Here is a 25,321-nt window from a genome sequence, read left to right on the forward strand (position 1 = left end):
TCCTTTATGATGGCCATATTAAATAATCACTTGTATATCTGATATCCAGCGTAATGACACTTTCAAAATAAAAAAACAGTAAATAAAAAATCAATATGGCGAAGTAAACCAATTTTTGGTCCTTCTCTCGAAATACTTTCACGATCCAACCAATTAAAATTAATTGATAGAGATTAAAATAAATCGTCATTCTGGCAAATATCCAGTTTTGAGTCGAGATAATCATGAGTGCAATTCCTATAATAGATAGATTCGCCAATATATCACTTTTCGGAAATACCGTTCTCAGTTTTTCTCTCCCCAAGAAACATATGATTAGCGGAACTGCATATACAAGTACGCGAATAATGCTCGCTCCGCCTTCTTGGAAATTCTGATAATGGGCGTATTGTGTTCCTTGAATGGTTTTGAATAATAGATCAGAGAACTGATTAAAACCAGCGACGATCAAAATGGCTACCGATAATAATAAAAAAGTTGTGCCTGTCCAAGCCTTTCTTCTAACGATGAAATAAAGCGGCACCATGACAAGCGCACTCTGATGAAAAATAGCAGCAAATAACACGACTGCCATGTACGTTTTCCATTTACCATCGAAAAGAGCCTTGGTTGCTGCAAATACGATAGCCGCAGCTAAAAACTGCCTAAGCCCATTCATTGAAACAACAAATGCACCCGAAGTTATGTATACATATAAGCTCAATTCATACATACGAGAATACTTAAACATAACAATTGCGATAATCATATTAGTCACTAACGCTGTTGTTATTAATAAGATTTGCGGATCTGCTGTAATCTGCTTAAGCAATAATTGGAGAATGCCAAACCCTATGTCCTTCTTACTGATAATGGTTGCCCAATCATATGTATCCACAGTATAGGCATGAACATAAAAGAAGGTATCTCCAATGTTATTCCGTAAACCTGAAACTAAAATAAGAGAAGCCGCGGCTGCAGCCGCTAATATTCTATTAGGTTGAATGTTAAAAAAGCCTATTTTTGCTGGTACAGCAAAGTATCGAGCAAAGGTCGCCAACATAAAAACAACAACTAAATTAAGCCATAGGATAGTCATTTGCCGGTCCTTTCGGTCGATATGCTTTATTCGTTTTTAATGTGATATAACCATATAACAATATGCCTGGGCATAAGGCAGCTATCGTCAAAACTTTGGATGGTGCATCTTTTAGCCAACTCGTGTTTTTTGACATCAGACCGCTAGATACATAGTGAATGGCCTGCCTATATTTATACTTAAAGTTTCCAAACGGCATTTCCATTAACGATTTTCGATAGAAAACAAATCCATTAGGATTTTTCCGATACTGCATCAGCATGTTTCGCGATGACCCATCTGCTAAGTATTCTACATGACATAAAACCTCGTTCATCAGCAGCAATTCATATTGCTGATTAATTAAATGATATTTATAATCTAATCCTACATACCTTTCTCCTTCAAATAGAGGGTAAGGATACCGTTTGGTGAGGGAAGTACGATAGACTAACTTTTTATCGCCAGTTACACCATACTTATGATATAAATCAAAAAGAGTGGAGCTTTTCAGTTCAGTAGGAAATGTAGATCCAACAATATTACCGTTTGAATAGGCATCTAATCCGACAAACCCACACACTTTATCACTTTTATTTTCTTGCCAAAAACGTACGATTCGTTCGACAGCATCATCTGGCATATAATCATCTGAATCAATACATACGTTTAGCTCAGTTTTCATTCGTTCATATGCCGTATTATGCGCGCCATGCATGCCTTGATTATGCTGATAGATGTAATTGATGGTCATATCCTGTTTAGCTACCCAACTAGCAACAAGCTTCTCGGTATCATCGCTTGATCCGTCATCAATAATAAGCCACTCGAAATCCTTGCATGTCTGACGCTGCAAGCTCTCATACACTTGATGCAAGCAGTAAGCTCGATTATACGTGGGCGTAAACACGGTTAACGTCTTCATATTCCACCTCGAATTGTGATAAATATAATGATGTCGCCTTCTGTACGGTTTGGCGGATATCATAACCCTTTTGAGCTAACGCACCAATCGGAATTTCACGCGACGTCTTTTTAGAAGCTTCAACGATATGATTAATGCCGTTATCAGCATGTTTCAATGAGAAAAACCGGACCAAGCCTATTCCCATATCTACCTCCGCCGGGACCGTGTCCGAAATGATGCATGGCAGCCCTGCCCCTTGCGCTTCAATAACGACAATGCCTAGCCCTTCATGATAGGATGGGAAAACAAATACATCAAAAGCCTGAAGCATTTCATTAATGTTGCTTTTAACGCCAAGAAACATCACATGATCTTCGATTCGAAGATCTCTTACCTTTCTTTCTATCTCAGACTTCAAAGGGCCGTCACCAACCAATAGAAGCCTGCTATTTGGCCTTTTTTCTAATAGCTTGTGGAACATATCAATGAGTTGTACGTGATTTTTTTGATGAGCGAATCTTCCTACATGACCGACAACAAAACAATCATCTGGAATGCTCAACTCTTTGCGCAATCTTGAACGTGTTTCTATGGAATAAATAAATTTCTCAGTTGCTATGCCGTTTTGTAATACAAGTACAGATTCCTCTTTTCGTGGGAACATCCACCGAGCGGCGTCGATTGAGCAAGCAACATAATGCGTCGCTGCCGACTGCACAAAAGTTCCTGCATACCACTTATAGATGCGTGAAGGAACGCTGCCTTCGCTGCTTGTGTTGTGGCTATGTGCAATCCGCATCGGAATAGCTGCTCGGCGAGCTGCCCTTAGTACAAATCCGCTCATTTTATCCATGTGCGAATGAACAACCTTATACTCAGCATGATTAAGAAAAAAACGGTCCAAGCCTTGCAAATAACCTCTGTGTCCAGCCTCCGTAATATAAGGGGTCCGATGTATGATTCCACCTAAGCTTCGAATCTCATCATCAAATACACCTTCTTTGCATGTTAGAAAATCGAACTGAATTTTAGATCGATCGATATGGCGATACATATTCATCAGCAAGGTCTCTGCTCCGCCACGATTCATGTTAACAACAACGTGCAATACCCTTAAAGGACCACCCATTGCAACCTCTCCTTATTGTCTGCCTGCGGCTGTTCCATTAAAGATTTGTATATATCGTTCAATTCTAGAGCTACTTGCGCTAGAGAGTATTTCTTAACCATTACTCCGCTTTTCTCTCCTAACTCTTCACGTAACGACTTTGACCTGCTAAGCTCAACCAACTTGTTTGCAAAAACCTTCATTTGATTTTCTTTCACCAAATACCCATTCTCCCCCTCCGTCACCAGCTCCGAATGCCCTCTATTCGTTGTTGCGACGATCGGCAGGCCGCAAGCCATTGCTTCCATTATATTGACAGGAAGCCCTTCGCGCAGGCTGGACGCGACAGCGACATCGCACATCGGCAGAAGCCTGTCGATATCCGTCCGGTAGCCAAGGAAATGAACCATCATACCAACACCAAGCTGCTCGGCAAGCTGCTTGCTCTCCTCTAGAAGAGTCCCTTTTCCCGCAAGCAGCAGCCTTGCATGGGGCACTTCTTCTTTAATCGCTGCCATGGCATGGATTAACAGCTGATGGTTTTTATTCTTGTTGAACTCTGCCGCATAGAACATGAGGAAATCATCTGTTCGGTAATCAAGCTCTTGACGAAGCCGCCATTTGTCAATTTTGGACAATGGCTTATAGTTAGAGGTATTCACACCTACGCCGTGAACATGGGCAATTTGCTTTGCTTTGAAGCGCTTCGAAACCGCAAGCTGGTAATCCTCGTTGTTAATCGTGATCAAACAATCAGTCAGACGCGCAAAGTACTTCTCGATTGGATAATAAAGAATCCAGTTTAGTAGAGAGCCACCTTTGCAGAAATGAAACCCATGTGCCGTATAAATCACCTTCGTGCCTTTTTTTCTAGCTTCTTGCGCAGCCAAACGGGCAAGAACGCCGCCTGTCGGCGTATGGCAATGAATGATTTTATACTGCTGCTCGTTAATGATGGCCTTTAGCTCTCGGTAAGCTGTCATATTATTCGAATGGATTGGAGATCTCTCGATCGGCAAATTAAACTTGCGGTCAGCAAAAGGGAGCTCCATATCACCTTTAGCGGCGATATGAACCTCCCAGCCCTGCTGCTTGAACCATTCCATAACAGGCAAATGAAAAGCCTTGAAGTGGTAGTCAACCGTTGCGCAAAATAATATTTTATTGGGCATGCTTATACCATCCTATACTAGAATTATTTTCTAGCTGCTTCTCGTTCAACCATCGCGGACAAGTAGTTTAAGAGGTCGTAACGCAAATCCTCACGCTGCAGAGCAAACTCAATCGTCGTTTGGATAAAGCCCATTTTTTCTCCCACATCATAGCGTTTGCCCTCAAATTCATAGGCGTATACCGCCTCCGATAGGTTTAATGCTGCAATCGCGTCCGTAAGCTGGATTTCTCCGCCTGCTCCTGGAGTCTGGTTGCCCAATATATCAAAGATTGCCGGATTCAAAATGTAACGTCCCATGATCGCCATATTCGATGGCGCAAGCTCTCTAGCAGGCTTTTCAACCAAATGTCTAACCCTATGGAAGCCATCCTCCATCAACGTTCCATCGACGATGCCATATCTGGACACCGCTTCCTCCGCAACACGCTGCACGCCGATTATTGAGGTATGATACTGCTCATGCTTCTCGATCATTTGTCTGATGCACGGCTTCTCCGCGGAAATGATATCGTCCCCAAGCAGCACGGCGAATGGTTCATCCCCTATGAATTTGCGGGCGCACCAAATGGCATGCCCCAGTCCCTTGGGCTCCTTTTGGCGAATATAATGAATATCCACCATATCCGCTGATTTGCGGACCTCGCTTAGCAGATCGAACTTATGCTTGGCCGTCAATATTTGTTCCAGCTCTACCGAATTGTCAAAATGGTCCTCGATTGCCCGTTTGCCTTTTCCCGTCACAATTATGATATCCTCAATGCCGGATTCAATCGCTTCTTCCACGATATATTGAATGGTCGGCTTATCTACGATAGGCAGCATTTCCTTAGGCATCGCTTTGGTTGCGGGCAGAAATCTTGTGCCGAGTCCCGCAGCCGGTATAATCGCTTTTCTTACTTTCATAGCTTCAACAGCCCCTTTTTCATATTAGCCCGTTACGGAGGCGAATTCCGGTAGTTCAACGACATTGTTCGCGAGATCAAGCAGCCGGATGCGCAGCTCTGCTTTGTTCATACCGCCATGAAGGGCAATGATCTCTTCGATTTGGTCAAAATATATTTCCGATGACTTGCCTATGTATATTTTCGGATATACTTGCTTCTCGTTCATTTCGGTATCCTTTAGCATTTCTTCAAACAGCTTCTCGCCCGGCCGGATGCCTGTATAGTGAATACCGATCTCCTCAACCGTAAAGCCCGACATTCGAATGACATTTTGCGCGAGATCGGTAATTTTGACCGGGTCGCCCATGTCCAGTACGAATATTTCTCCACCTCTGGCGAGCGCGCCTGCTTGAATGACGAGGCGCGAAGCCTCGGGAATGGTCATGAAATAACGAACCATGTCCGGGTGGGTTACCGTGACCGGCCCGCCCTTTTCAATCTGTTTCTTGAACAGCGGAATCACACTGCCCCGGCTGCCCAGCACGTTGCCGAAGCGTACCGCTACAAATTTGGTATTGCTCATACGGTCCATGTGCTGAATGACCATCTCGGCAATGCGTTTGGTCGCGCCCATCACGCTAGTCGGGTTTACTGCCTTATCCGTGGAGATCATAACAAACGTATCGACCTTTGCCTGGTTAGCGGCTCTAGCCGCATTCAAGGTGCCCATCACGTTGTTTTTGAAAGCCTCCTCCGGATTTCTCTCCATGAGCGGCACATGCTTATGCGCAGCCGCATGATACACAACCTGCGGACGGTGCACCTGCATAACCGTCAGCATTTTGGCCGCGTCCTGCAAATCTGCTATTTCCGTTACAAACTCAATATTCGTATGACCGTACAGCTCTCTCAACTCCATCTCAATGGAGTAAATGCTGTTCTCACCGTGCCCAAGCAAAATAAGCTTCTCCGGCAAAAACCTTGAAATTTGGCGGCAGACCTCTGATCCGATCGATCCCCCTGCACCTGTCACCATAACGACCTTCTGGGTTACGTAGCCGGAAATGCTTTCAATATCGAGCTCGACAGGCTCCCGTCCAAGCAGATCCTCGACCTGAACATCACGAAATTGACTAACCGAAATTCTTCCGGTAGCCAAATCCTCAAGCATCGGTATAATTTGCGTTTTCGCTCTCGTTTTCGCGCATTCGCTGAAGATGGTGTTCAGCTGCTTTTTGCTTAACGATGGAATAGCGATCACGATATTGTTAATATCCAAGTCTTGCGCCGCTTTAGCAATGCTCGATACGCCGCCTCTAACGGGAATGCCCATAATGTCTAGACTATGTTTATTGACATCATCATCAATGAACGCGATTGGCAGCAGCTCTGTATCGTTGTTGCTCAGCAGCTGCCTTGCAAGCATCGTGCCTGCCGATCCCGCGCCTACTATTAAGGTGCGTTTTCGCATTCCAACATTTTTATGATAGCCGCCTCGGAATATGCGCCAGCACAGTCTCGAGCCGCCGATTAGAAGCATATGGATCATCCAAGTGACAGCAAGCAGCCTGAAAAAAACATCCTGCATCACTACCTGCTGGATGAGCGCTGCCGCTATGATCGAGAACGTCACTGCCTTCGTAATAATAAGCAGCTCCCCGACGCTGGCATATTCCCATGCCTTCTTATACAGCTTGTAATAAAAAGAAAAGAAATGATGACTTAATAGAAGAGTAATCGAGCTGATTACAATCGGCGCTGTCACCACATCGAGTGAAGCGCTAAGTAAAAACCTGCTGAAAAAAATGGCCGTTAATACGATAAAAGAGTCAATGAAGATTAAAAAAGACAGTCTTTGCCTGTACGTCAATACCTTTCACCCTTTCCTATCATCCTTCATATCATGTAAATGTCTACAACTACACAAGCCCTGTTGGCTCATCGCATGCTGAATACCGCAACACTTTAGAGTGTTTAACTAAAAGGTTTTAGCAAAACCGTTTAGTTAAAAACCCTAACGCAGAAATCAGGGCATTCAACCCCGCCTCACACCACACTCCTGACGACTCGCGTCTAAGGTTTGACCTAACCCACAGCATGGCCGAGTGCCTCCGTTGATAACGGTTAGGAGACATCACCGTACATTAAAACATTGTTATTTAGAATAAAAAGTTCTCTATAAAGAACACCCTGTCGCAAGGTGAAACGCTTGTCGCCGTCCTTTGACGGCGCGGCGCGTTTCATACCGAGAAATATAGAGAAAGGATGGCGAAATCATATCCTTTCCTATATTTTTTAAAAAAGCGCTATCCGATAGCGATCATCACACGCTTTTCTTATTTAATATAACGCCAAGAATATTGGCTTTGGCGAACAACAACGCCCGCTTCGCTTCAAGCGCAAGCTCCTGCTGTGTTTTCCCGCTTCTTAAAAGCAATACAACGCCATCACATTTGCTTACCAGCGCATTTGTATCCGATACCCCGAGAACTGGCGGACAATCGAGCAGCACCATGTCATATTGCTCGGACGCAAACGACATCACGTCAGTCATCATTTGCGAATCGAGCAGCTCCGTTGAGTTGAAGAGGCGCTGACCGCTTGGAAGTATATCCAGTCCTTCAACCTCGGTATTGTAAATGGCTTCGCGGATTTCAAGCTGTTGACCAAGCACGTTCGACAGGCCAGGCGAGGTTTGCACATTGAAAATTTTGTTGATAATCGGGTTTCTGAAATTTGTATCGATTATGAGTACGCGGTCACCGCGCTGAGCCATGCACACCGCTAGATTGACAGCTGCCGTTGATTTCCCCTCACCTTCAGATGGCGAGGTCACAAGCAAAGAACGAATTTTTTTACCGTTTGCCGCATATTGAATGTTATTACGAATGGTACGATATTGTTCGGATATCGAACCGTGGGGATTAATGTAGGATAACAAGCTTCTATTCACATAAGAATTTGACGCCTTTTGTCGTTCACGAACCAATGGTTTCACCTCTCACAACGATCGTTTTTCTTTTCTTCAAATATCTGGAATAGTCTTTCCGTTTTATCTTGGTTACTTGACCAAGCATCGTTAAGCCCAGCAGCTCTTCAATCTCACGTTCCGATTTGATAGAATCATCAAGCGAATCTAGCAGAAAGACTAAGCCTATGCTCAGAATTAAACCAATCATAAAACCGACAAGCACGATCGTATTGCTTTGCTCATTAATTGGGAACGGGTTTTCTTCAGCCTGCGTTAAAAGCCGAATGCTCGTAACGCCTAATGTCTCGCTTGCGACTCGCTTATAAATCTCAACACCCGTATTTGCAATTTCAGCTGCTAGCTTAGGATCCGAATCGACTACCGAAACAACGGTTACCAGTGAGCTGTCCACGCTGTCGATTCGAATTTGTCCTCTGAGCTGTGCAACGGAGCGGTTTATTCCAAGCTGTTCAATGATTTCATTCAGAACAAGGGGCTCCCTGAACAAAACCCTAACCGTGCTAATCATATCTGGACTTGCGGCAACGATCATTCTGGAATTTGAAGCATACATAAGCGTTTCAGGCCTGCTGTTATAGATGCCTGCCAAAAATGTTACTGCAATCGTAATGAGTGCGATTAGCCAAAGACGTTTGCGAATGACTGCGTATAATGCCTTAATGTTGATTTCTTTTGTTTTTTCTTTTTCTACGCGAACGGATTGCGAGTCATCTGATTGACTTACGTACATGTAAACACCTGCTATCGTTGTTTTTTATAAAGAACAATAACACAATATTAGTTCTTTATATAGAACATGTCAATACCATTTTACAGCCCTTTTTGTTCTCCATTAATTATCGATATGAAGAATGATGATATTCGATGTTTTCTTTTTGTTACCTGATTGAGGATTCACTTCAAGCCTATTATCCTTCCACATATTCGAGCGGATCAGATCTTTCAACGCTTGGAAATCTCCCTTGCTCATGCCTTCATCTACCGCATCCTTAATAATCGAATGCCATTCTTCGTCAAGCATTTCCTCATGGTTAAGTTTTGGTAAATGTTCTTCTCCAAGTAAATATTCAATGTTAGAATCCAAAGGCGCAGCGATTTTTGCCATTACCAGTAGTGAAGGGTTGTTCTGCATATTGCGTTCAATGTAGCTCAAATAGGACTTGGATACGCCTGCTAGGTCGGCAAGCTTCGTTATCGAATAGCCCTTTTTTTCCCGTAGACTCTTAATCCGTTCCCCAATCATATTATTCTCCTTCGGCCAGTTTAGATCCTAACAATTAGCAAAGCGTTTCCAAAACAATAAACTATATAACAGACAATAAGTATATTTTAGTTCTTTAAAGAGAACAAAGTCAATACCATTCCGTTTTTCACCTTCGCATTTTGTCGCTTTGGCACCTTTGCAGCATAAGAAAAAGCGCCTAAACTTAAAGATTTCGGCGCTTTTTATCATCCTATAAGCGAACAAATTACACATCGTATTCTAAACGTTTCCGTGCTTGAGCAATGAAATCAAGCGGCGTTGCGATCGATTCCGGATGATATTGAACGGCGCTCATCGTAAGCTTCAGCTCAACTCTGTATTTCCCAGCGAATTCAACCGAATTAAATGATTCCGTTTTTTCCCTTAACCGCTTGATGACGATATTAGCGCCATCATCATCCGTAAAGAGAAGCATCCCCCAAGTAGGCGTTTCCGTGTTCAGCATGTAGAGGGAATCGTTTAAGCGGATACTGGTCTCATTTAACTTGGAAACATCATAAATCATCTCCGTCATCTGATCTTGGCTGATCATCCGGCTTAATTCATCCCAATATTTCACAGTCACTACTAATAAAGTGAGCGGAATTTGGTATCGCGTGGACAGCGCCATAAACACGGTGGCGTCCTTTTGAAAGGAGCGGCTGTTTTTCAAGTTCGTACGCTCATCCATCGTAGCCAAAGAAACATTCTGCTTAATCAGCAGATCTTTCTCCGCTTGAAGCTGTTTGTTCGCAGAGGTCAACATCCAAGTAACCGTCGTAATGATCGGAGTCATGATTAGCCAGAAATAATTCTGAACGCTTACGACATCGCCGACAGCGACGGTCTGATATAACGTAAACGTACCGTAGCCGAAAATAAATACGATATTTAAAATCAACCCTGTGGTAACCGTCGTGAAATAAGTGACGATCGCGATTAGAAAAGCAACATTCAACAAAATAATGTTTAGAATATACTGGTCGGAGTTGCCTGCCGTGAACATCATGCATATCAAACAAACCAAGAACAAGAGTAAAAATGCAATGTCCGACATTAAGCTGCTTTGATTACGTTTCATCGCTCTCCCTCCGCTTCATGCGATATTTGCGTATGAGCAGGATAAGCGAAAGCAAGATGACAACAAGAACCAATCCAACAGCAATCATAAACCCAAGCACGTCGCTCCTTTGCATAACGTCTTCCAAAACCGTCGCTTGCTCTTGCCCTGCCTGCTTCTTGAATCGGAACGCTTGAATGTTGCCGTCCTTATCCGTTACAGCACCATCCCCGAATACCTTCCACTTGGTGCTCTCACTCGTAAGCAGCTTGGACGCCATGAAATAATACTCGGAGCCTACTCCCGTGACAGCCATTAATCCAAGTCCAGACTTGTAGGGCGAATCAATCAGCTGCAAAGTCCCAATACGCTTTCCATAATCGGCGTCAATGCTCATTTTCTCATTAGATATAATAGTGTCGCCGAATTGATTGTATTGAAAATAAAGTTTGCTGTTCTGGTCGCGGATGACCTTGTTGTTCTTATACGTACCGATTGCAATAATATTATGTTTCTCCAGCTGTGCTGCATCCGTGCCGTCTTCATAGAAATGAATGTCTCCCGCATTGCTCTCGGCAAAACGACCAAGCATATTAAAAAGATTGGAAATGGCCAGATACGTATAGCGGTCACGCTCCTCCGGGAGTACGACCGCAACTTGGTTATAGGCACCGTCTCGTAAAAAAGGATTGGGATAGTTGTTGAATAGCAATGATGTTTTGTCCATCGTATTCAACTGCATGATCGAGCTATTTTCTATGAATGCCCACGGCATTTGATCCCCAAGCTCGATACATCCCGCATTTTTTAATTCGAGATCAAAGGCAACGGTGATCGAGAAATTGCCCGTTATATCCTGATTTTTCGGAATCGGCAATGTTAGTTTGTCTCCGTTGGCAAGCTCAGCGCTCAGTTTTTTGCTGCCAATCGGCGTATCATTGACCAGCACCGTTACCAACGAACGGTCAAAATCAAGATTACCCGAGTAACGCATGTCGAGGCTGATTTTACTTGCCTCCGCTATGGAACGGTTTGCTGGCAACGCGATAAAATAGGTTTTCTCTTGATGGGAAAGGCCCGTAAGCCGATCACCTGTTTCGGTGAGGACTACGTTTTTGTTTACATTTACCGCAGGCGTATCCACCTCTGTTTGCTCATCAACAAGCTTCAGGTTGCCGCTTAGCTGCTGTACGAGTCCTTGATTGGACAATAGGCGCCCAGCCTTCACCAGCATTCCCGCATCCGCGGAGGTTACGACAAGAGCTTGCTGCTTGCCGATGCTCATCACTTGGATCAATCCTTTATTGCTCAAATCTTGATCCTTTAATTGAGTTTTCACTTCAACGGGCAATCGGTCGAATAGAGCTACGATGGCAATCATCGATTTCTTCTGCAGCATATCCGAATTCCATTCCAGCAAAGGTATGCTTTCTTCCTGGATGGGATTGGCCTTGGCGAAGCCTGACAGCACATGAACCGCTGCTTCCAGCTCGGCAGGATCACTGTTTCCCGGAACGGCTATCGCATTCATTCCTGCACTAACCGTATCAAGCCCAACGAACTGCTCAGTGAAGCCCTTTATACTGCCGGCAATTCCTGCTTTCGCATAAGCGATCGAAAGGTTGGAGGTCTTATATAGTTGAAGCCAGCTGTCCCGCTTATCAACCGACACACATACATTATTCGGTTGCCCCGTCTGTATAAGCCCCTCAACGGACAGCGTGTTGCTGCCGGCAAGCAATAGATCCTTCGGCACCGCTATGCTCAAACGTTTCTGCTGCCTCTCGCTTTCCGTAGGACGGAAGGAATAAAAGTTGTTGCCATTCACGGCAAGCGTAATACTTGATTGCTCACCTTGTGCTAGAGGCGTGGCTTGATAATCCAGATTAAGCATGACCGTGTCTACTTTCCAGTAATCCTCAAGTTCGAAATAAAAGGGCTTCGAAACGACATTGCCAGTTAACAATGAATCCGTGCTTGCCAAAGACATTTCATAATGCTGCACATTTCCAGTCTCCGCAACGGCAGCGGAAGCATGTCCATTCTGCATGAACCATATAGCTAGGCAGAGCAAGCCAGCGATAAACCATCTTTGATGCAATTGCCTCTCCCCCTCACTTAGTAGCGTTCCGTCTTGTACCACTTGATTTCTCTTTTAAAAATGAGATCTTTCATATAGTTGTAAAGACCATAAGCTGCAACGACCATCCATAGTTGACAATACGTGATGTACATCAGCATAATAATCCACACATTGGAGAGGCGCATTTCTCCTTTTTCGGTAATCAAGGTGATAAAGGTTCCCGTTATAAACAAAATAATGGCCAGTACCCATAGAAAAAGGCTATACCCCGCAATCGTCGTATGCACATATCCAAGCGCATGCAAGATCAACAATATATCCGACGTGATCAATGAGGTTAATAGTAGAAAATAGATCGATATGAAATACAGAATGTCGAAATGAATGTTTTTCGCTGAGCGATTAAACAATAAAGGCATATTCTTCACAATCACATATATGTTTCCCTTTGCCCAGCGTGTACGCTGCTTAAACCAGACTTTAAGGGTCTGCGGCTCCTGCTCCCACGTAACGGATTTCGGCTGAAACTTGATTCGATAGCCCATCATATAGATCCGGAAGCTGATTTCCGTATCCTCCGCAATCGCCTTCACATCCCAGCCGCCGATTTGCTCAACAATCGAGCGTCTCATAATAAAATTAGTTCCCGGTATGGTACAGAGCTTAAATAGCTTCCACCTGCCAGCCTGTGCCATCCATTGAAACGACAAGGTCTCGATATTAATGAAACGGGTTAATAGGCTCGCGTTGCGGTTTCGGGTTCTGAATTTGCCGATGACGGCCCCTAGCTTGTTATCGTGCATAATCTCGCCTACGAGGTAACGAAGCGCTGTTTTTTCCGGCGTATTGTCCGCATCGTAGATGGCGATCAGCTCTCCTTTGCTTTGTGCAAACCCAATGTTGAGCGCATTGGATTTTCCTTTCCCTCCGGTAACCGCATCCGTGTTAATCACGATCAGCTGCCCGCCAGCATGCTTCTGCTGCAATTTCCCTAGCAGCTCGCTGCTGTTGTCCGAAGAATTATCGTTAATCACGATGATTTCATATCGATCATGCGGATAATCCAGCGCGAGCAGCGCTTTTACCGTCTCTACGATAACGATTCCTTCATTATGTGCCGGCACCATGATCGATACGAATGGCGCTTCCCCTTTTATGGCTGGAACAGCTCTTCTCTCGTTTTGCAAATAAAAAAAATATCCTGCGATAATAAGCACTACGTTTACGAGCAGCAGCGACCAAATACAAATTACCGCGATCAGCATCAAAATATCGGCTAGTGTCATTTCTTGCTCCTCACTTGTAGTATTTGCGTCTATACATCCGGGAGCCTAAAAAAAACAGTACCGCGAAAACAGCGATGGCGATCAAAATAATGCCGATGAAGAGCTTGTTTTGCACGGCAAACCATTTCTCAAAGCTTACTGCTTGTTCCGGTTCGTATATGTAATCGGAGTCAATGCTCATCCTCTCGCTGACGAGGGACAAGCTCTGACCATTGATTTGTAAAATGCCGTTACGGGAAGCTATGTTGTTTTTAGTCGTCTTCACGGTATGCTCTCCGGCTTTATAATCCGCAAACGTAGTCCAACCTTCAATCAGCTTCTGTACTTCTTCATTGAGCTCTGCCTCGTTATCAAAAAAATCAAAGGTAATCGCTGTATCCATAGGCAAAGGCTTCATCAGCTTTTCCTTGTATTCATATGCCTCCAAATCTTCTGGCTGCAATCTGTAAACCGAGGAAGCAAACGGCTGTGACGTATTCGTTCGCGACTTGTACATAAGCTTCTCATTTGGGAATAACAACGCAGAATCAAATAGAGACATTGCCTTCTTCACATAATAGCTGTCATAAGACCAATACAGCTCTGCTCCCATGCCAAGCGGTGCAATGCCATACTCAGCCAACACGTCGATAAAGCTCTCCATCTGGCCTCTTAAATCACGGTCAAGCTCGCTGATTGTGGAAGCAACAGCAGGCGCGTGTATCATGATTGTGCCATTTCTGGATTGCACATATTTTAAAGTCTCTAAGTAACGCTTCATTGCTGGATAATCCGTATTGCTCAGCACAGGCCTTACGCTTGCCATAAACGGAATACCGGCATCGTATAGCTTATCCGCCAGCTTAACGAGCAGCTCTAAATCAGAAAAAGGATATATTTCTTTGAATACAACATAATGTTCACTTGTCCCAGTCATCCCAAGCCAGTCTTTCAACAGATAAGACATTGCGATTTCACTGAGATTGCCTTTCTCAAAAAACGGAACATACGCTATTCCATCACGAATCATGCCATAGGGTGAAGACTCCTCATTACTTGCTGAAACCACCCTGCCATAAGGCTTTCCCTCCGCTTCTGCGATATAGTTTATCTGCTTTACCTGAATAGCTTGCTCCATGAATGGCCCGACTGACAAACGAATGGATTCTTGCCCGCTAATCTGCAGCTTCAGGCTAAGCTTGTCCTTGACCTTCGCAGGCACATTGCCGCCGATATAAAGAAAATCGCCTTGATATGCTTCAAGATCATCGGCGTATGTGCGACTTGCCTCCGGCAGCTCTGGTTCGTTCACGAGACTAATAACCTTCTCGTACTGGTACATCATTTCGGATTGATAGTCACTCTGGGATTGTACGGTCAGCTTAACACCGAAAGAAGCAAGCAGACGCTGGAGTGCTTCAACATTCCCTTCGTTTTCCGTTCCGATCGCCAAGCTGTCATAGACGAGCAGGACAGCAGCCGCGTTCTCATATTGAAGCGCCAATACACGAGGAAGGGGAAATATAACAATGATGCCCATCACGAAAAGGATGACCTTTCTACATAAACTTTTATACACTCGAATCGCCGCCTTAGAAACCGAATCATGCTGAGTGGCTAATGGTTTGGGTTTTCTGAACGCTCTCGCTATTCCATAAGCTTCCTTGAATCGCATCGGCAACAACCGTAAACGTAACGATATCGAAAGCGAGCGTAAACAGAAACTCATGCTTGGATAAATCGGCATCGCCAGCGCCAATGATGGATACAAGAATGCCGGCTAGGCCCATTGCGATCATACATATCATCTGCGGAAGTCGGAGCATTCCTCGTATATTTTTATTTCTCCAAGCACTAATAAAGGAAGGCAGATACAGACCGATTACAATGATCATCCATATCACGACGAACCCGAAGGTTTTGGGAGCTAGCGCTTGTTTACTATCACTATAGACAGAGAAAAAGTTGGTCTGCGCGCCAAATGCTTTTCCAGCTGATTTCTCGTAATTCCCCATAGCGGGCGGTCGGATCGTAAAGGCATTTTTAGCGGCAAGATCCAGCATTTTCCCAGCCTGCTCCGGGTGAGTCGCATAAAAAGCAACGATTTTCCCAAAACCGTATTGATTATAGAAATGATCCTGCAAAATATCCGAATCGACATCAATCGTCGTGTACGGCTCGTAATAGATGCTTTTGTTCAACACAGAGAACTGCTTGTCTATGCCAAAAGACTCCAAAGCCGCTTCGGGGTCCTCTGACTGGAGCATGACGCCTCGTGTCATTGCATGGTATTTGTTAATGTTAACGAACTCCTGGGGAATAAGGGCATACGTTGCAATGCCTGCTGCGAATACGCATACGAGCGACGAAGCGACGAGAACCCGGAACGGCTTCTGTCTGCGGACAAAAAACAACAGAATACTCATTACTGCAATAATGACGCCTACCGGAGCATTTTGCTGCTTGCTCGTTGTTAGTATTAAACCGCTAATCAAAAAGATACCAACCAGAACATAATCATTGAATCGATTGCGGTACAGCAGCATAACCGCTGCAAACAAATAAATCATCATGATCAGCACGATGCTTTCACTGAAAAAGGAATTGAAAAAAGCCGTGTAAGCCGTATCTCCAAATATAAAAATAGCGATCACGGCTATCATATAGCCTTGCATCGCTTTTAACTTCCAAGTCAAGCTCTCAATCAGCAAGTAAACTGCTCCCGTATAGAGAAGCGTAAACAACGCTGCTTGAATGCGGATATCAAAAACACTCGGGTTGAATAATTGGTTAATCCACATGGAAAGCCTTATGAACATCGATTGTGATGATGATAGGGTTGCCCCATTTTCGTTGAAATATTGAAATATCCCGTAGTTTTTCACAAAATGGCCCAAATACTGACTGTCATAGTCTGGCGCATTGAAATAAAGCCCGTTGCTGTATAAGATACGGAAATAATCTCCGTTATCCGCCATTCCGATGTACGGTGGGACAAACAGAGCCATTATGGTTATGACCAGCACACCTGCCGAAGCAAACACGGCCGGTGTGACGAAGCGCGCAAAGCCAATACGATTATGTTTTTGTCCCAACTCGGTGTCAATGACAGACATGCTGTATGTCTGCCCCCTTTCTGCAAGCTACTTTAGTAGGCGTACGCTAACAGTGCCATTAGATTATCGAATGAATAGGCCTGTCCGGAAGCAAGATCGGCGAAGCCGCCTAGAAAAGGACTATTCGCTTCAATGATTCGGAATTGATTCATCCTATCCATGCTATCCTCATAGAGCGCTTTGTCCTCGGTCTCAGCTCCAATCATGGCTGCAATAGCATAAATCGCCGTCGATTGTATTTGGTTTTGAGCGACGCCCGACCTCGAATATTGACCATAAAGCGTACCGTCTTTCACTTGCTTCTTTAAATAGCGGATACTTTCCGGTTTGTGCATGTTCATCTCGGATAACGCTAGTATCGTCAGAAGCGACTCCACTGTGTTTATGTTCTCAGAGACATAATCGTTTTTTTCATACGAATAACGTGTCTCATAGAAAGGAAACTGGTCGGAGAGGTAGCCGTTTCGAGCAATAGCAGCCATGTTTTCCATCAGCTTGTTTCCTTCCTTCGAGGAGAGGGGAAGCAGCTGCAGCGATTTCAAATCGATATAGCATAAGGTTATAAACTGATTGGTTACTTGATAGCTTTCATCGTAGAAATCGTACGCATAGCCGTCCTTTACGTTGTGTTCGTAGAACCTGCTTCCGTAAGTGCTCGCTTCTTGCCCATAAAGCGGCACGTTGAATGCAGCCTCCGCCTCATGCAGTGCGCGAATGATCCTTAAATCATCGACTGCCGCGTTAAGCTGATATTTCTTATTGAGCTTAGGACTGTAACGGTAGCTAAAGCCATCGTTCAGATCGAAGCTTCGTTTCGCTCGTTCCCACTCTCTGTCGAAAGCATCCTGCTGCCCCGTCCGTGCATAATATCTCATCAGCAAACCAGCCGATTCGCTCAGCACCTCATGCCCCGATGCCGCCTCGGCCGATTGCCCGGTATCTATATAATTGGTATATACCCCATAACTGCCAGACAATTGATTGGTAATAAAGCTTAATAAAGCTTCTCGGTTAGGAGCTTGCCTGAAGTCGTCTCCGTACTGAGTCTTATGAAGTATTGGAGGATTTGAATGAGAGTCGGACTGCGACTTCCCGCAGGCTGCAAGAACGCACAATGACAATATGATAACAAGAGCAATTGCACGCTTGCCCATTTCCGCCCCCCCCCTTCAAACTTATATATACCACAATAGCATTACCCATGAAACATTTTCTGAACAAGTTGATTCCATAGTAGCATGTATACCCTAGTCAGACTAAATCCAATATAAGTATATAGATCCTTAATCCCATTAAGTACTCCATACTTGTTTCCTAAACGCGAAACGCCTCTATCCCATCAACAATCGAATTGATAAAAAACAGCTAAATCAAAGCCAATGCGGATTCGGAATCATGATCATTGCTCATCTTTTGTTCACTAGACCAATATAATCAAGGAACAGGAATGATTGTAAGGGGAAGGGGAGTAACAATCTTGGCAGTGACAATAAATATGGCAAGTCCAGTGCCAGATGCAGGCAATGGTGTGGCGATTGTTGGAAGTGTGGTCACGATTAGCAATCCTTCGGTGGATTATATTGTGACAGGAACGACTATAGTCAATAAGCTTGTCATCGACGGTGCGTTATCTGTCGCGTTACATTCTTTATCGATTACCGCTTCGACGGCAAATTCACCGATATCGGTCAATACGGGCAATGTGAGCATGAGCCTATTGGGCAGTAACCGGCTAGAAAGTACAGGTGGTAATGCTACTCTCGGTAAAGCAGGACTGGAAATCTTGCAGAATGCAAGCCTAATTCTAGAAGAAGACCCCAATACGCCAGGAGGGTCTTTGACCGCCATTGGTGGATATGGGTCGTCTGGAATTGGAAGCAGCATCAATACGTTTGGCGGCAATCTCACGATACAAAGTGGCCATATTAGCGCAAATGGCTATACGACGGCAACGACGACGCGCTTTAGCGGTGCGGGGATCGGAGCAGGCGCGTCCACCGTGTTCTCGGGTGCTAGCTTCGGAATAATTATGTTTAATGGCGGAGTCGTTAACGCAATCGGTGGAAGCGTCGGTAGCAATGGCGGTGCTGGAATAGGCGCAGGCCATGCCAATGTCGGTTCATCCATAGTTACGGCTATCATCATTAACGGAGGAAATATAACGGCTAACGGCGGTGATTTCACAACCAATAATAGCGGTGCTGGTATCGGTTCAGCATGCGCGGGTGCGAATGCACTGTCGAGAGTAGGCAGTATTACGATAAGTGGTGATGACACCGTCGTCAATGCAAAGGGAGGCTCCGTGACTGGATTGTCTGGGAACAGCGGCGGCTCGGGCATTGGATCCTCGTGGCCGACTACAGCAAGCGGGGAGTCGAGTGTTGGTGACATAACGATTAATGGTGGCTTAATTAACGCGAGCGGAGGAACGGTTTCGAGTTTTACCGGAAGTGGAATTGGTGCTGCTGGTGTTAGATTCACGGCGATTTCCCAAGTTGGTGACATTAACATTAACGGCGGGACGATTGTAGCTACCGGCGGCAACAGCAGCACTTCCGTAGACACTAATGGCGGTTCGGGGATTGGTTCGGGATTTGCGAGCGGCGGTGGAACCTCGAAGACTGGCAATATTACGATCAATGGCGGCAATATTACAGCCAACGCTTCACCGACACGCCAAGGAGGGGCGGGAATTGGAGCTGGTTCCGCACAAGGGACGAATTCGACTACCATTGTAGGGGAAATACGTATCGTCGATGGTAACGTTAATGCCTATGGAAGCGAATTCGGAGCCGGCATTGGTACTGGCGGTATTTTGAGACTTGCAGTGTCTAACGTAACTGCGCGAACAGGTGATATATTAATTGCCGGAGGTAACATCACAGCCATCGGCATCAAAAACTCACCGGGTATCGGACCGGGAACCGCATCTGCCAATGCCCTCTGCATCGTTCCGAACATTCGTATTTCGGGCGGCACAATTACTGCTAAAGGTTCGACTGATACATTCAATACACCCGGTGGCGCAGGCATAGGAACAGGGTTTGCGGTTGGTGGTACTTCTCAGGTGGGCACTATCGAAATTACAAACGGTGCGGTTATCGTTGAAGCATCGTCTGGATTTAGCGGTGCGGGCATCGGTACTGGAGGAGCTACATTTGCGGCTGGAAAAGGAGTTTCGCTCGTGGAGCAGGTCATCATCCGGGATTCTATTATTAGGAAAGCTTCCAGCGGAGGCAATCCTGTGAACGACTCCGGCGTTGGCATTGGCGCAGCATACGCGTTAAACAGCGGGGTATCACGCGTTCATACGATTCTGATCGAGAACTCAACGTTAGATGAAGTTTATGGGAGCCTCAACAGCTCGGCAATAGGCTCAGGCAGGGCTGATTTCGATCAAAGCCAATCGTCGGTCGGCTCGATTACGATAACAGGTTCGACATTTGGCCAGGTCATTGGAGGAAACTTTGGTTCAGGCATTGGTTCGGGCAACGGCATGGAGGGAAAATGCCGCCTCGATAATCGGTACGTTTCAAGGCGTGGACACCGTGAGCGATTGGAGAAATTGGGCACTTGGTAATATTGTCATCACGAATTCAACTTTTATTTTAATAGCGGCATTTCCTTTTGCGGATCCGCTGGCTGATATCATCGGGGGCACTGGGATCGGGTCAGGTGCTAACGCTGCTAGGGACGTCATTACGAGCGCGAACGGTATCTCTAAGATCGGTACGATTATGTTAGATGGGGTGACGATTACAAGTGTTAAGGGCGGATTAGGGGCACCGGGCATTGGTTCCGCATTCTCGACAAATGGCGGTGAAAGCCACGTAGATGCGATTAATATAATAAACTCGGTGATCGGAACGGTAATGGGCGGGATGACGCGTGCAGAAACTTTGGATCGCGGACCAGGCATTGGCACAGGTTACGTAACTGACTTTCGTATTGCTCAAACTTCAACGCAATACAAGTTTGGCGGCACATCTACGGTGGATTCGATTAGTCTTGAGAACACACAAATCGATGGCGCGTTCGGTGGAAATGAAGCCCCAGGGATTGGTGCTGGCTTTACGGAGAATGCTGAACCTGCGAACATCGGCGTCATCATGAATCGCTCTCACATTCGAATGGTAAGCATTACAAACAACAGCAACGTGACGGCATTTGGCGGCATGAATGCAAACGGCATTGGGATATCGGAGATTGCTTTTTCCTCCAGAACACCCTCAGATCCGGTAGAAGGTACCATTAAAGCCTCCTCCCATGTAGATATTTTACAAATCGATAATACCTCTCATGTCATCGCCTATGCCATTAACTTCCCCGGTGCTTGGACGGGGATACCTAACGCTACTTTCTTCAATGCCTCTCCTTCTATCGGTGGAACCTATCAGGACGATACGTTCAATCAACGAGATCAACTGTGGACCGGCCTATTTAATTATAACCAGTTCGATTCTGAAACGAAGTGGCTATCGATCGGAGGATGGGTCAATAAGCCTGGAAGTATTCCAGCGAATATCGTGAACGCTACGTTCTACAAAGGGAGGGATACGGACGGCATCAACGGGATTAACGCCATAAATACTACTGAGCAGTTGACGCTTGTTTCTGTAGGGGCAACGGACAGCGTTAATCTTGTGATTCCGCCAATGTACAAATATTTTGCCTTTACCGGTGAAGACCCGGATTATTTGTTTCTTCTAGACGGTGGTCCTTATCAGAACAAGACTATCGTTGATCGTCATACGACGTTAAACCTCAGCAGAAAACCATCCGCTTTGCCTAAAGTGGTTAGCGAAACGATTCTTAGGCTTAAAGTGCTGCAGATACGACTTATGGTTACCTACTTTTCCAATACGCAATCCGTCGGTCGCCCCGAATTGACATCAGGCACCGTACCGACGGATTCAACTGTTTATATCAACGATAATGATGTCGTCGTGCAGGAAAATCCAAATCAAATGACGTTAGCCGGTTTCAGCTTCGCGGGTTGGTCGCTAAATGATAATGGAAGAGGCACCGGTCCCATTTTTCAGGATCCTGACGTACCCCCGGGCACACGCAATACTATAATAAATAACATACAGACGGATCAGAATCTGTACGCCGTTTGGAAAGCACAAGCGCCACCACTGCCAATCATCGTTATTCATGTTGATCCTCAGGACGTTCCTCCAGGAGGAGATACGATGGTGACGATTACGATCCAGAATATTGCCGATATTGCGATTACGAAAAACTTGCGTAACCATATCCCGCACGGGTTCTTGTATCTCATTGATTCACTGACTATCAATAAAGTGCCTATTACGATGAGTAACTTAAATGGCGTCGAGCTTGACCTTGGCGTTAACGAGCCCGGCGAGATCGACATCATTCGATTTCGTTTGAGCGCTCCCCTTATTCCGCTTATTGACCGCCACATACTCCGATCGGTGTTATCTACCAGCATCGGCGAGGTCATGGCGGAAGTAGAGCTAATATTGGATGAAGACGAGGAGTAGAATGTAGAAGAAAGCCTCTTATATTCCGCTCGTGTAGAAAGATAATAATGGATTATACTGACTCCACTATAAAACAGCGGCAGCCTTGGACGAGAAAAAAGTCCTAGACTACCGCTGATTTTATTGAGCAACCGTCTAAAGTTCTTTAAACTCACCATCAGGAGGTCGCTCTTTCAACCTTGCTCGTTTTCTTTTGGACAAAGGAATTGAATCTGTTCTTGTGAAACGAGGAGCTGCGGACTCTTAAGGCCAACCGGGACACAGTCATAAAAGGATTAACAGCGCAGTTAACCAGATTCTTTGCTGGTATATACATTGTTTTCTCAGAACTGTTTTTCCTAACATTCTGTTTACATGCGTTGCTTGATCAGCAGCTATTGCAATTCGGATGCGCATCAAATTCGAAAAAACGCCTCAGCAGTCGCTGTCGTTGCCTCAGCAACCTCTTCCTCTGAAATCCCTATGCATCGCGCTATTGCTTGAAGAATATGAGGCAAGAATGCAGGTTCATTCCGACCATCCAGCGGTTTTTCCTTCATATCTCGCGGAGTCAGAAAAGGCGCATCCGTCTCGATCATGAGTCGGTCCAGCGGAATCATTCGGACAAGGTCCCGCAGATGCCTGCCTCTTCGCTCGTCACAAATCCAGCCGGTGATACCGATGTGGAAGCCCATTTCAAGATACGCCTTAAGCTCGGATACCGTCCCGGTAAAACAGTGGACAACCGCCTTATTCACTGCATGCTCCTTAAGAATCGCCGAAAAATCCGCAAATGCCTCCCTCTCATGCAGAAAAAGCGGCATATCCAGCTCAAGCGCCAACCGGATTTGTTCAGTGAACCATCTGCGCTGCACGTCACGAGGCGAGAAATCTCGGTTATAGTCCAGGCCGCATTCCCCGATCGCCACCACCTGTGGCAAGGCTGCCAATTCTTTTAATTTAGTCATCGTTTCTTCATTGCAGCTCTTTGCATCATGAGGATGTACCCCCGCCGTACAATACAGCTTCCCCTTATAACGTCCGGTAAAGCGGGCTGCTTCCATACTGTTCTTTAGGCTCGTGCCTGTAATCACAATGGGAGTGACATTGTTTGCGACTGCCCTTTGGACAATCTGGTCTCGGTCCTGCTGAAACGAACGATGCATCAAATTAACACCAATATCGATGATTCGCTTACTCATGATTCTCGTTCTCCTTTTCCTGAGGTTGCCATACAGAGCAGCTTTCCGGCGGAACATGGTCTGCCAGCCACACCTCATTACCCGCGTAATAAAAAATGACCCCAAGCTGCGCTGCACTTATCGTATCCACCTTCAAAATAACCAGCTCGCCTCTGCGGCTGCCAGCCAGCGTTGCAAAATGGGTGCCTTCCGACAAATGGACATACTGTCTGCTCATCGGTTTTAATCCTTCGTTCAAGATAGATGGCAGAGCCTTTTTATTCGTCCCGTGATACAAAACGTCTGGCTGCTCGGCAGGCGCGTAGCTGATTTTGTCATGGCTGTGCCCGTATCTAGCTCTTATTCGCCCGCTCTGTATCTCAAACCGCTGCTTCTCCGAGTTCCGTACGACCTGCTCTATATCCTCCTGCTTAACCCATGACCAATTGGACTCGGCTTGAATGGTTTTCAATAGAGCGCTCACCGTGCATGAGCCGTCCTCAGGATTCAGGGCAAGACCAAACTCCTCTGGCGTATGCCGCAGCAGCTTAGTCATCCATTTGCTTAACCTTTTTTCTAACGATTGATTTAACATCACTTTCACATCACTTCCTAACCCTTCTTTTCCTTCTTTTCCTTCTTTTCCTTCTTTTCCTTCTTTTCCTTCTTTTCCCTCTTTTCCCTTGACTGCATTATAACTAATTTGGATGCTGCGAGCTGGGAATTTTCAATTAAAATCAAACGTTACTGCGTTTCGTAATCGAGTGGACTTTGATAAACGATCCTCCCAATGACTACAACAACCCCATAAAAAAACAGCTAAATCAACGCCGAAGCGGATTAGCTGTTTTTACAGTGCTATTTCACGATGATAGGCTGCCCCAACAATTTGATTAGGCTGCCAAATTCCAGCTCATCGAACTTTCGGACGACTGTTTCCGTGTCCATGCTCCACAAGCAATCGAGCAATTCGCATGCTACGGGCGCATTGAGTTGTATCGTCGCCAAATCGCGTGAGAGATGAAGCATGTCCAAATCCGCTTCAATTTTGGCACGGATCGTCTTGGATACAGATTCCAGATTAGCAAGCAAGCCTTCAATGGAGCCATGCTCTTGAATAAGCTTATGCGCTGTTTTCTCACCGATCCCTTTGACGCCGGGATAATTATCGCTCGTATCGCCCATCAAGCCTTTAATATCAATGATTTGAATCGGCGTCAGCTGACGTTCCTCCATCAAGCTTACTGGCGTATAGACCATATAGTTGCCGATTCCTTTTTTCATGATAGCAACGGAAACCCGATCATCAACCAGCTGCAGCATATCATGATCGCCGGTTACGACGAATATATGCGCTTGATCTTTAAGCGCAGCCGCTAACGTGCCGATACAATCGTCCGCTTCATAACCAGCAATCCCAATGTTCGGCACGTTAAAGCTTGCCACAACATCCTTCACGAGATCGAATTGTGGAATCAAGTCTTCCGGAGCTGCAGGACGGTTCGATTTGTAACCATCGTACTGCTCCGTTCGGAAAGTTGTGCTTCCCATATCCCAGCAGCATACGACATGCGTAGGATTAAAAGTATGGATCGCATCCATGAAATACCGTACAAAGCCGTGCACCGCATTCACCGGTACGCCTGTACTCGTCCTGCGAATGCTTCCTCCGAATGATGTAGCGAAATATGCCCGAAATAATATTGCCATGCCGTCAACTAACAGCAGCCGTTGCTCACTCATTATTTAAAAACCTCTCTCT

The 25,321-nt window shown here is 45.5% G+C and carries 20 protein-coding genes; 2 read left to right on the forward strand and 18 right to left on the reverse strand.

Annotated features, from left to right (window positions below; translation table 11 throughout):
• Positions 1-4: 4 nt before the first annotated feature.
• The 15 genes from AB4Z29_RS00840 to AB4Z29_RS00910 all read right to left on the reverse strand — a co-directional run bounded on the left by AB4Z29_RS00840 (position 5) and on the right by AB4Z29_RS00910 (position 18,043).
• The gene (locus AB4Z29_RS00840) at positions 5-1,078 is read right to left on the reverse strand and encodes an EpsG family protein (protein ID WP_441941274.1); all 1,074 of its coding nucleotides are present in this window, start codon (positions 1,076-1,078) and stop codon (positions 5-7) included.
• Entirely contained in the window at positions 1,059-1,982 is a 924-nt protein-coding gene (locus tag AB4Z29_RS00845; protein ID WP_441941275.1) for a glycosyltransferase family 2 protein, read from the reverse strand. The genes AB4Z29_RS00840 and AB4Z29_RS00845 overlap by 20 nt, the downstream gene beginning before the upstream one ends.
• Positions 1,948-3,093 carry a glycosyltransferase family 1 protein gene (locus AB4Z29_RS00850; RefSeq protein WP_441941276.1) on the reverse strand — a complete coding sequence of 382 codons (1,146 nt, stop codon included), beginning with the start codon at positions 3,091-3,093 and terminating at the stop codon, positions 1,948-1,950. Before AB4Z29_RS00850 ends, AB4Z29_RS00845 begins: the two co-directional genes overlap by 35 nt.
• Entirely contained in the window at positions 3,078-4,244 is a 1,167-nt protein-coding gene (locus AB4Z29_RS00855; protein ID WP_441941277.1) for a glycosyltransferase family 4 protein, read from the reverse strand. Before AB4Z29_RS00855 ends, AB4Z29_RS00850 begins: the two co-directional genes overlap by 16 nt.
• Positions 4,245-4,267: 23 nt before the next feature.
• Entirely contained in the window at positions 4,268-5,149 is an 882-nt protein-coding gene (galU, locus tag AB4Z29_RS00860; protein WP_441941278.1) for a UTP--glucose-1-phosphate uridylyltransferase GalU, read from the reverse strand.
• 24 nt (positions 5,150-5,173) lie between these two features.
• Positions 5,174-7,000: a polysaccharide biosynthesis protein gene (locus AB4Z29_RS00865; RefSeq protein ID WP_441941279.1), complete on the reverse strand. Its 1,827-nt coding sequence runs from the start codon at positions 6,998-7,000 to the stop codon at positions 5,174-5,176.
• A 453-nt stretch (positions 7,001-7,453) separates the two neighbouring features.
• Positions 7,454-8,119, reverse strand: coding sequence for a CpsD/CapB family tyrosine-protein kinase (locus AB4Z29_RS00870; protein ID WP_441941280.1), 666 nt, complete (start codon positions 8,117-8,119; stop codon positions 7,454-7,456).
• Positions 8,109-8,852, reverse strand: coding sequence for a YveK family protein (locus tag AB4Z29_RS00875; protein WP_441941281.1), 744 nt, complete (start codon positions 8,850-8,852; stop codon positions 8,109-8,111). Before AB4Z29_RS00875 ends, AB4Z29_RS00870 begins: the two co-directional genes overlap by 11 nt.
• 102 nt (positions 8,853-8,954) lie before the next feature.
• Complete coding sequence (locus AB4Z29_RS00880; protein ID WP_441941282.1) at positions 8,955-9,365, reverse strand: helix-turn-helix domain-containing protein; 411 nt, start codon at positions 9,363-9,365, stop codon at positions 8,955-8,957.
• 226 nt (positions 9,366-9,591) lie between these two features.
• Entirely contained in the window at positions 9,592-10,446 is an 855-nt protein-coding gene (locus AB4Z29_RS00885) for a diguanylate cyclase domain-containing protein (protein WP_441941283.1), read from the reverse strand.
• Positions 10,436-12,526, reverse strand: coding sequence for a cellulose biosynthesis cyclic di-GMP-binding regulatory protein BcsB (locus AB4Z29_RS00890; RefSeq protein WP_441941284.1), 2,091 nt, complete (start codon positions 12,524-12,526; stop codon positions 10,436-10,438). The genes AB4Z29_RS00885 and AB4Z29_RS00890 overlap by 11 nt, the downstream gene beginning before the upstream one ends.
• Before the next feature lie 17 nt (positions 12,527-12,543).
• The gene (locus AB4Z29_RS00895; RefSeq protein WP_441941285.1) at positions 12,544-13,794 is read right to left on the reverse strand and encodes a glycosyltransferase; all 1,251 of its coding nucleotides are present in this window, start codon (positions 13,792-13,794) and stop codon (positions 12,544-12,546) included.
• A gap of 10 nt (positions 13,795-13,804) precedes the next feature.
• Positions 13,805-15,352 carry a hypothetical protein gene (locus AB4Z29_RS00900; protein ID WP_441941286.1) on the reverse strand — a complete coding sequence of 516 codons (1,548 nt, stop codon included), beginning with the start codon at positions 15,350-15,352 and terminating at the stop codon, positions 13,805-13,807.
• A 25-nt stretch (positions 15,353-15,377) separates the two neighbouring features.
• Complete coding sequence (gene wsfD, locus AB4Z29_RS00905; RefSeq protein WP_441941287.1) at positions 15,378-16,889, reverse strand: glycan biosynthesis hexose transferase WsfD; 1,512 nt, start codon at positions 16,887-16,889, stop codon at positions 15,378-15,380.
• A 32-nt stretch (positions 16,890-16,921) separates the two neighbouring features.
• Complete coding sequence (locus AB4Z29_RS00910; protein ID WP_441941288.1) at positions 16,922-18,043, reverse strand: hypothetical protein; 1,122 nt, start codon at positions 18,041-18,043, stop codon at positions 16,922-16,924.
• A gap of 329 nt (positions 18,044-18,372) precedes the next feature.
• Here AB4Z29_RS00910 and AB4Z29_RS00915 point away from each other — a divergent pair, with 329 nt between their 5' ends.
• Both AB4Z29_RS00915 and AB4Z29_RS00920 read left to right on the forward strand, forming a co-directional pair.
• Positions 18,373-20,469, forward strand: a complete 2,097-nt coding sequence (locus AB4Z29_RS00915; protein WP_441941575.1) for a beta strand repeat-containing protein — start codon at positions 18,373-18,375, stop codon at positions 20,467-20,469.
• Positions 20,357-22,399, forward strand: a complete 2,043-nt coding sequence (locus AB4Z29_RS00920; protein ID WP_441941289.1) for a hypothetical protein — start codon at positions 20,357-20,359, stop codon at positions 22,397-22,399. Before AB4Z29_RS00915 ends, AB4Z29_RS00920 begins: the two co-directional genes overlap by 113 nt.
• Positions 22,400-22,794: 395 nt before the next feature.
• On the opposite strand, the gene AB4Z29_RS00925 is transcribed toward AB4Z29_RS00920, so the two are convergent.
• The 3 genes from AB4Z29_RS00925 to AB4Z29_RS00935 all read right to left on the reverse strand — a co-directional run bounded on the left by AB4Z29_RS00925 (position 22,795) and on the right by AB4Z29_RS00935 (position 25,302).
• The gene (locus AB4Z29_RS00925; RefSeq protein WP_441941290.1) at positions 22,795-23,580 is read right to left on the reverse strand and encodes a TatD family hydrolase; all 786 of its coding nucleotides are present in this window, start codon (positions 23,578-23,580) and stop codon (positions 22,795-22,797) included.
• Positions 23,573-24,154: an RNA 2'-phosphotransferase gene (locus tag AB4Z29_RS00930; protein ID WP_441941576.1), complete on the reverse strand. Its 582-nt coding sequence runs from the start codon at positions 24,152-24,154 to the stop codon at positions 23,573-23,575. Before AB4Z29_RS00930 ends, AB4Z29_RS00925 begins: the two co-directional genes overlap by 8 nt.
• A gap of 263 nt (positions 24,155-24,417) precedes the next feature.
• Positions 24,418-25,302 carry a 5'-3' exonuclease gene (locus tag AB4Z29_RS00935; protein WP_441941291.1) on the reverse strand — a complete coding sequence of 295 codons (885 nt, stop codon included), beginning with the start codon at positions 25,300-25,302 and terminating at the stop codon, positions 24,418-24,420.
• Between the last annotated feature and the right edge of the window lie 19 nt (positions 25,303-25,321).

It is taken from the genome of Paenibacillus sp. 2TAB23, assembly GCF_052115165.1.
Taxonomy (GTDB): domain Bacteria; phylum Bacillota; class Bacilli; order Paenibacillales; family Paenibacillaceae; genus Pristimantibacillus.

Coding starts and splice junctions, on each gene's coding strand:
- AB4Z29_RS00840 (WP_441941274.1), bottom strand. CDS start 1,078: ATGACTATCCTATGGCTTAATTTAGTTGTTGTTTTTATGTTGGCGACC.
- AB4Z29_RS00845 (WP_441941275.1), bottom strand. CDS start 1,982: ATGAAGACGTTAACCGTGTTTACGCCCACGTATAATCGAGCTTACTGC.
- AB4Z29_RS00850 (WP_441941276.1), bottom strand. CDS start 3,093: ATGGGTGGTCCTTTAAGGGTATTGCACGTTGTTGTTAACATGAATCGT.
- AB4Z29_RS00855 (WP_441941277.1), bottom strand. CDS start 4,244: ATGCCCAATAAAATATTATTTTGCGCAACGGTTGACTACCACTTCAAG.
- galU (WP_441941278.1), bottom strand. CDS start 5,149: ATGAAAGTAAGAAAAGCGATTATACCGGCTGCGGGACTCGGCACAAGA.
- AB4Z29_RS00875 (WP_441941281.1), bottom strand. CDS start 8,852: ATGTACGTAAGTCAATCAGATGACTCGCAATCCGTTCGCGTAGAAAAA.
- AB4Z29_RS00880 (WP_441941282.1), bottom strand. CDS start 9,365: ATGATTGGGGAACGGATTAAGAGTCTACGGGAAAAAAAGGGCTATTCG.
- AB4Z29_RS00885 (WP_441941283.1), bottom strand. CDS start 10,446: ATGAAACGTAATCAAAGCAGCTTAATGTCGGACATTGCATTTTTACTC.
- AB4Z29_RS00895 (WP_441941285.1), bottom strand. CDS start 13,794: ATGACACTAGCCGATATTTTGATGCTGATCGCGGTAATTTGTATTTGG.
- wsfD (WP_441941287.1), bottom strand. CDS start 16,889: ATGTCTGTCATTGACACCGAGTTGGGACAAAAACATAATCGTATTGGC.
- AB4Z29_RS00910 (WP_441941288.1), bottom strand. CDS start 18,043: ATGGGCAAGCGTGCAATTGCTCTTGTTATCATATTGTCATTGTGCGTT.
- AB4Z29_RS00925 (WP_441941290.1), bottom strand. CDS start 23,580: ATGAGTAAGCGAATCATCGATATTGGTGTTAATTTGATGCATCGTTCG.
- AB4Z29_RS00930 (WP_441941576.1), bottom strand. CDS start 24,154: ATGTTAAATCAATCGTTAGAAAAAAGGTTAAGCAAATGGATGACTAAG.
- AB4Z29_RS00935 (WP_441941291.1), bottom strand. CDS start 25,302: ATGAGTGAGCAACGGCTGCTGTTAGTTGACGGCATGGCAATATTATTT.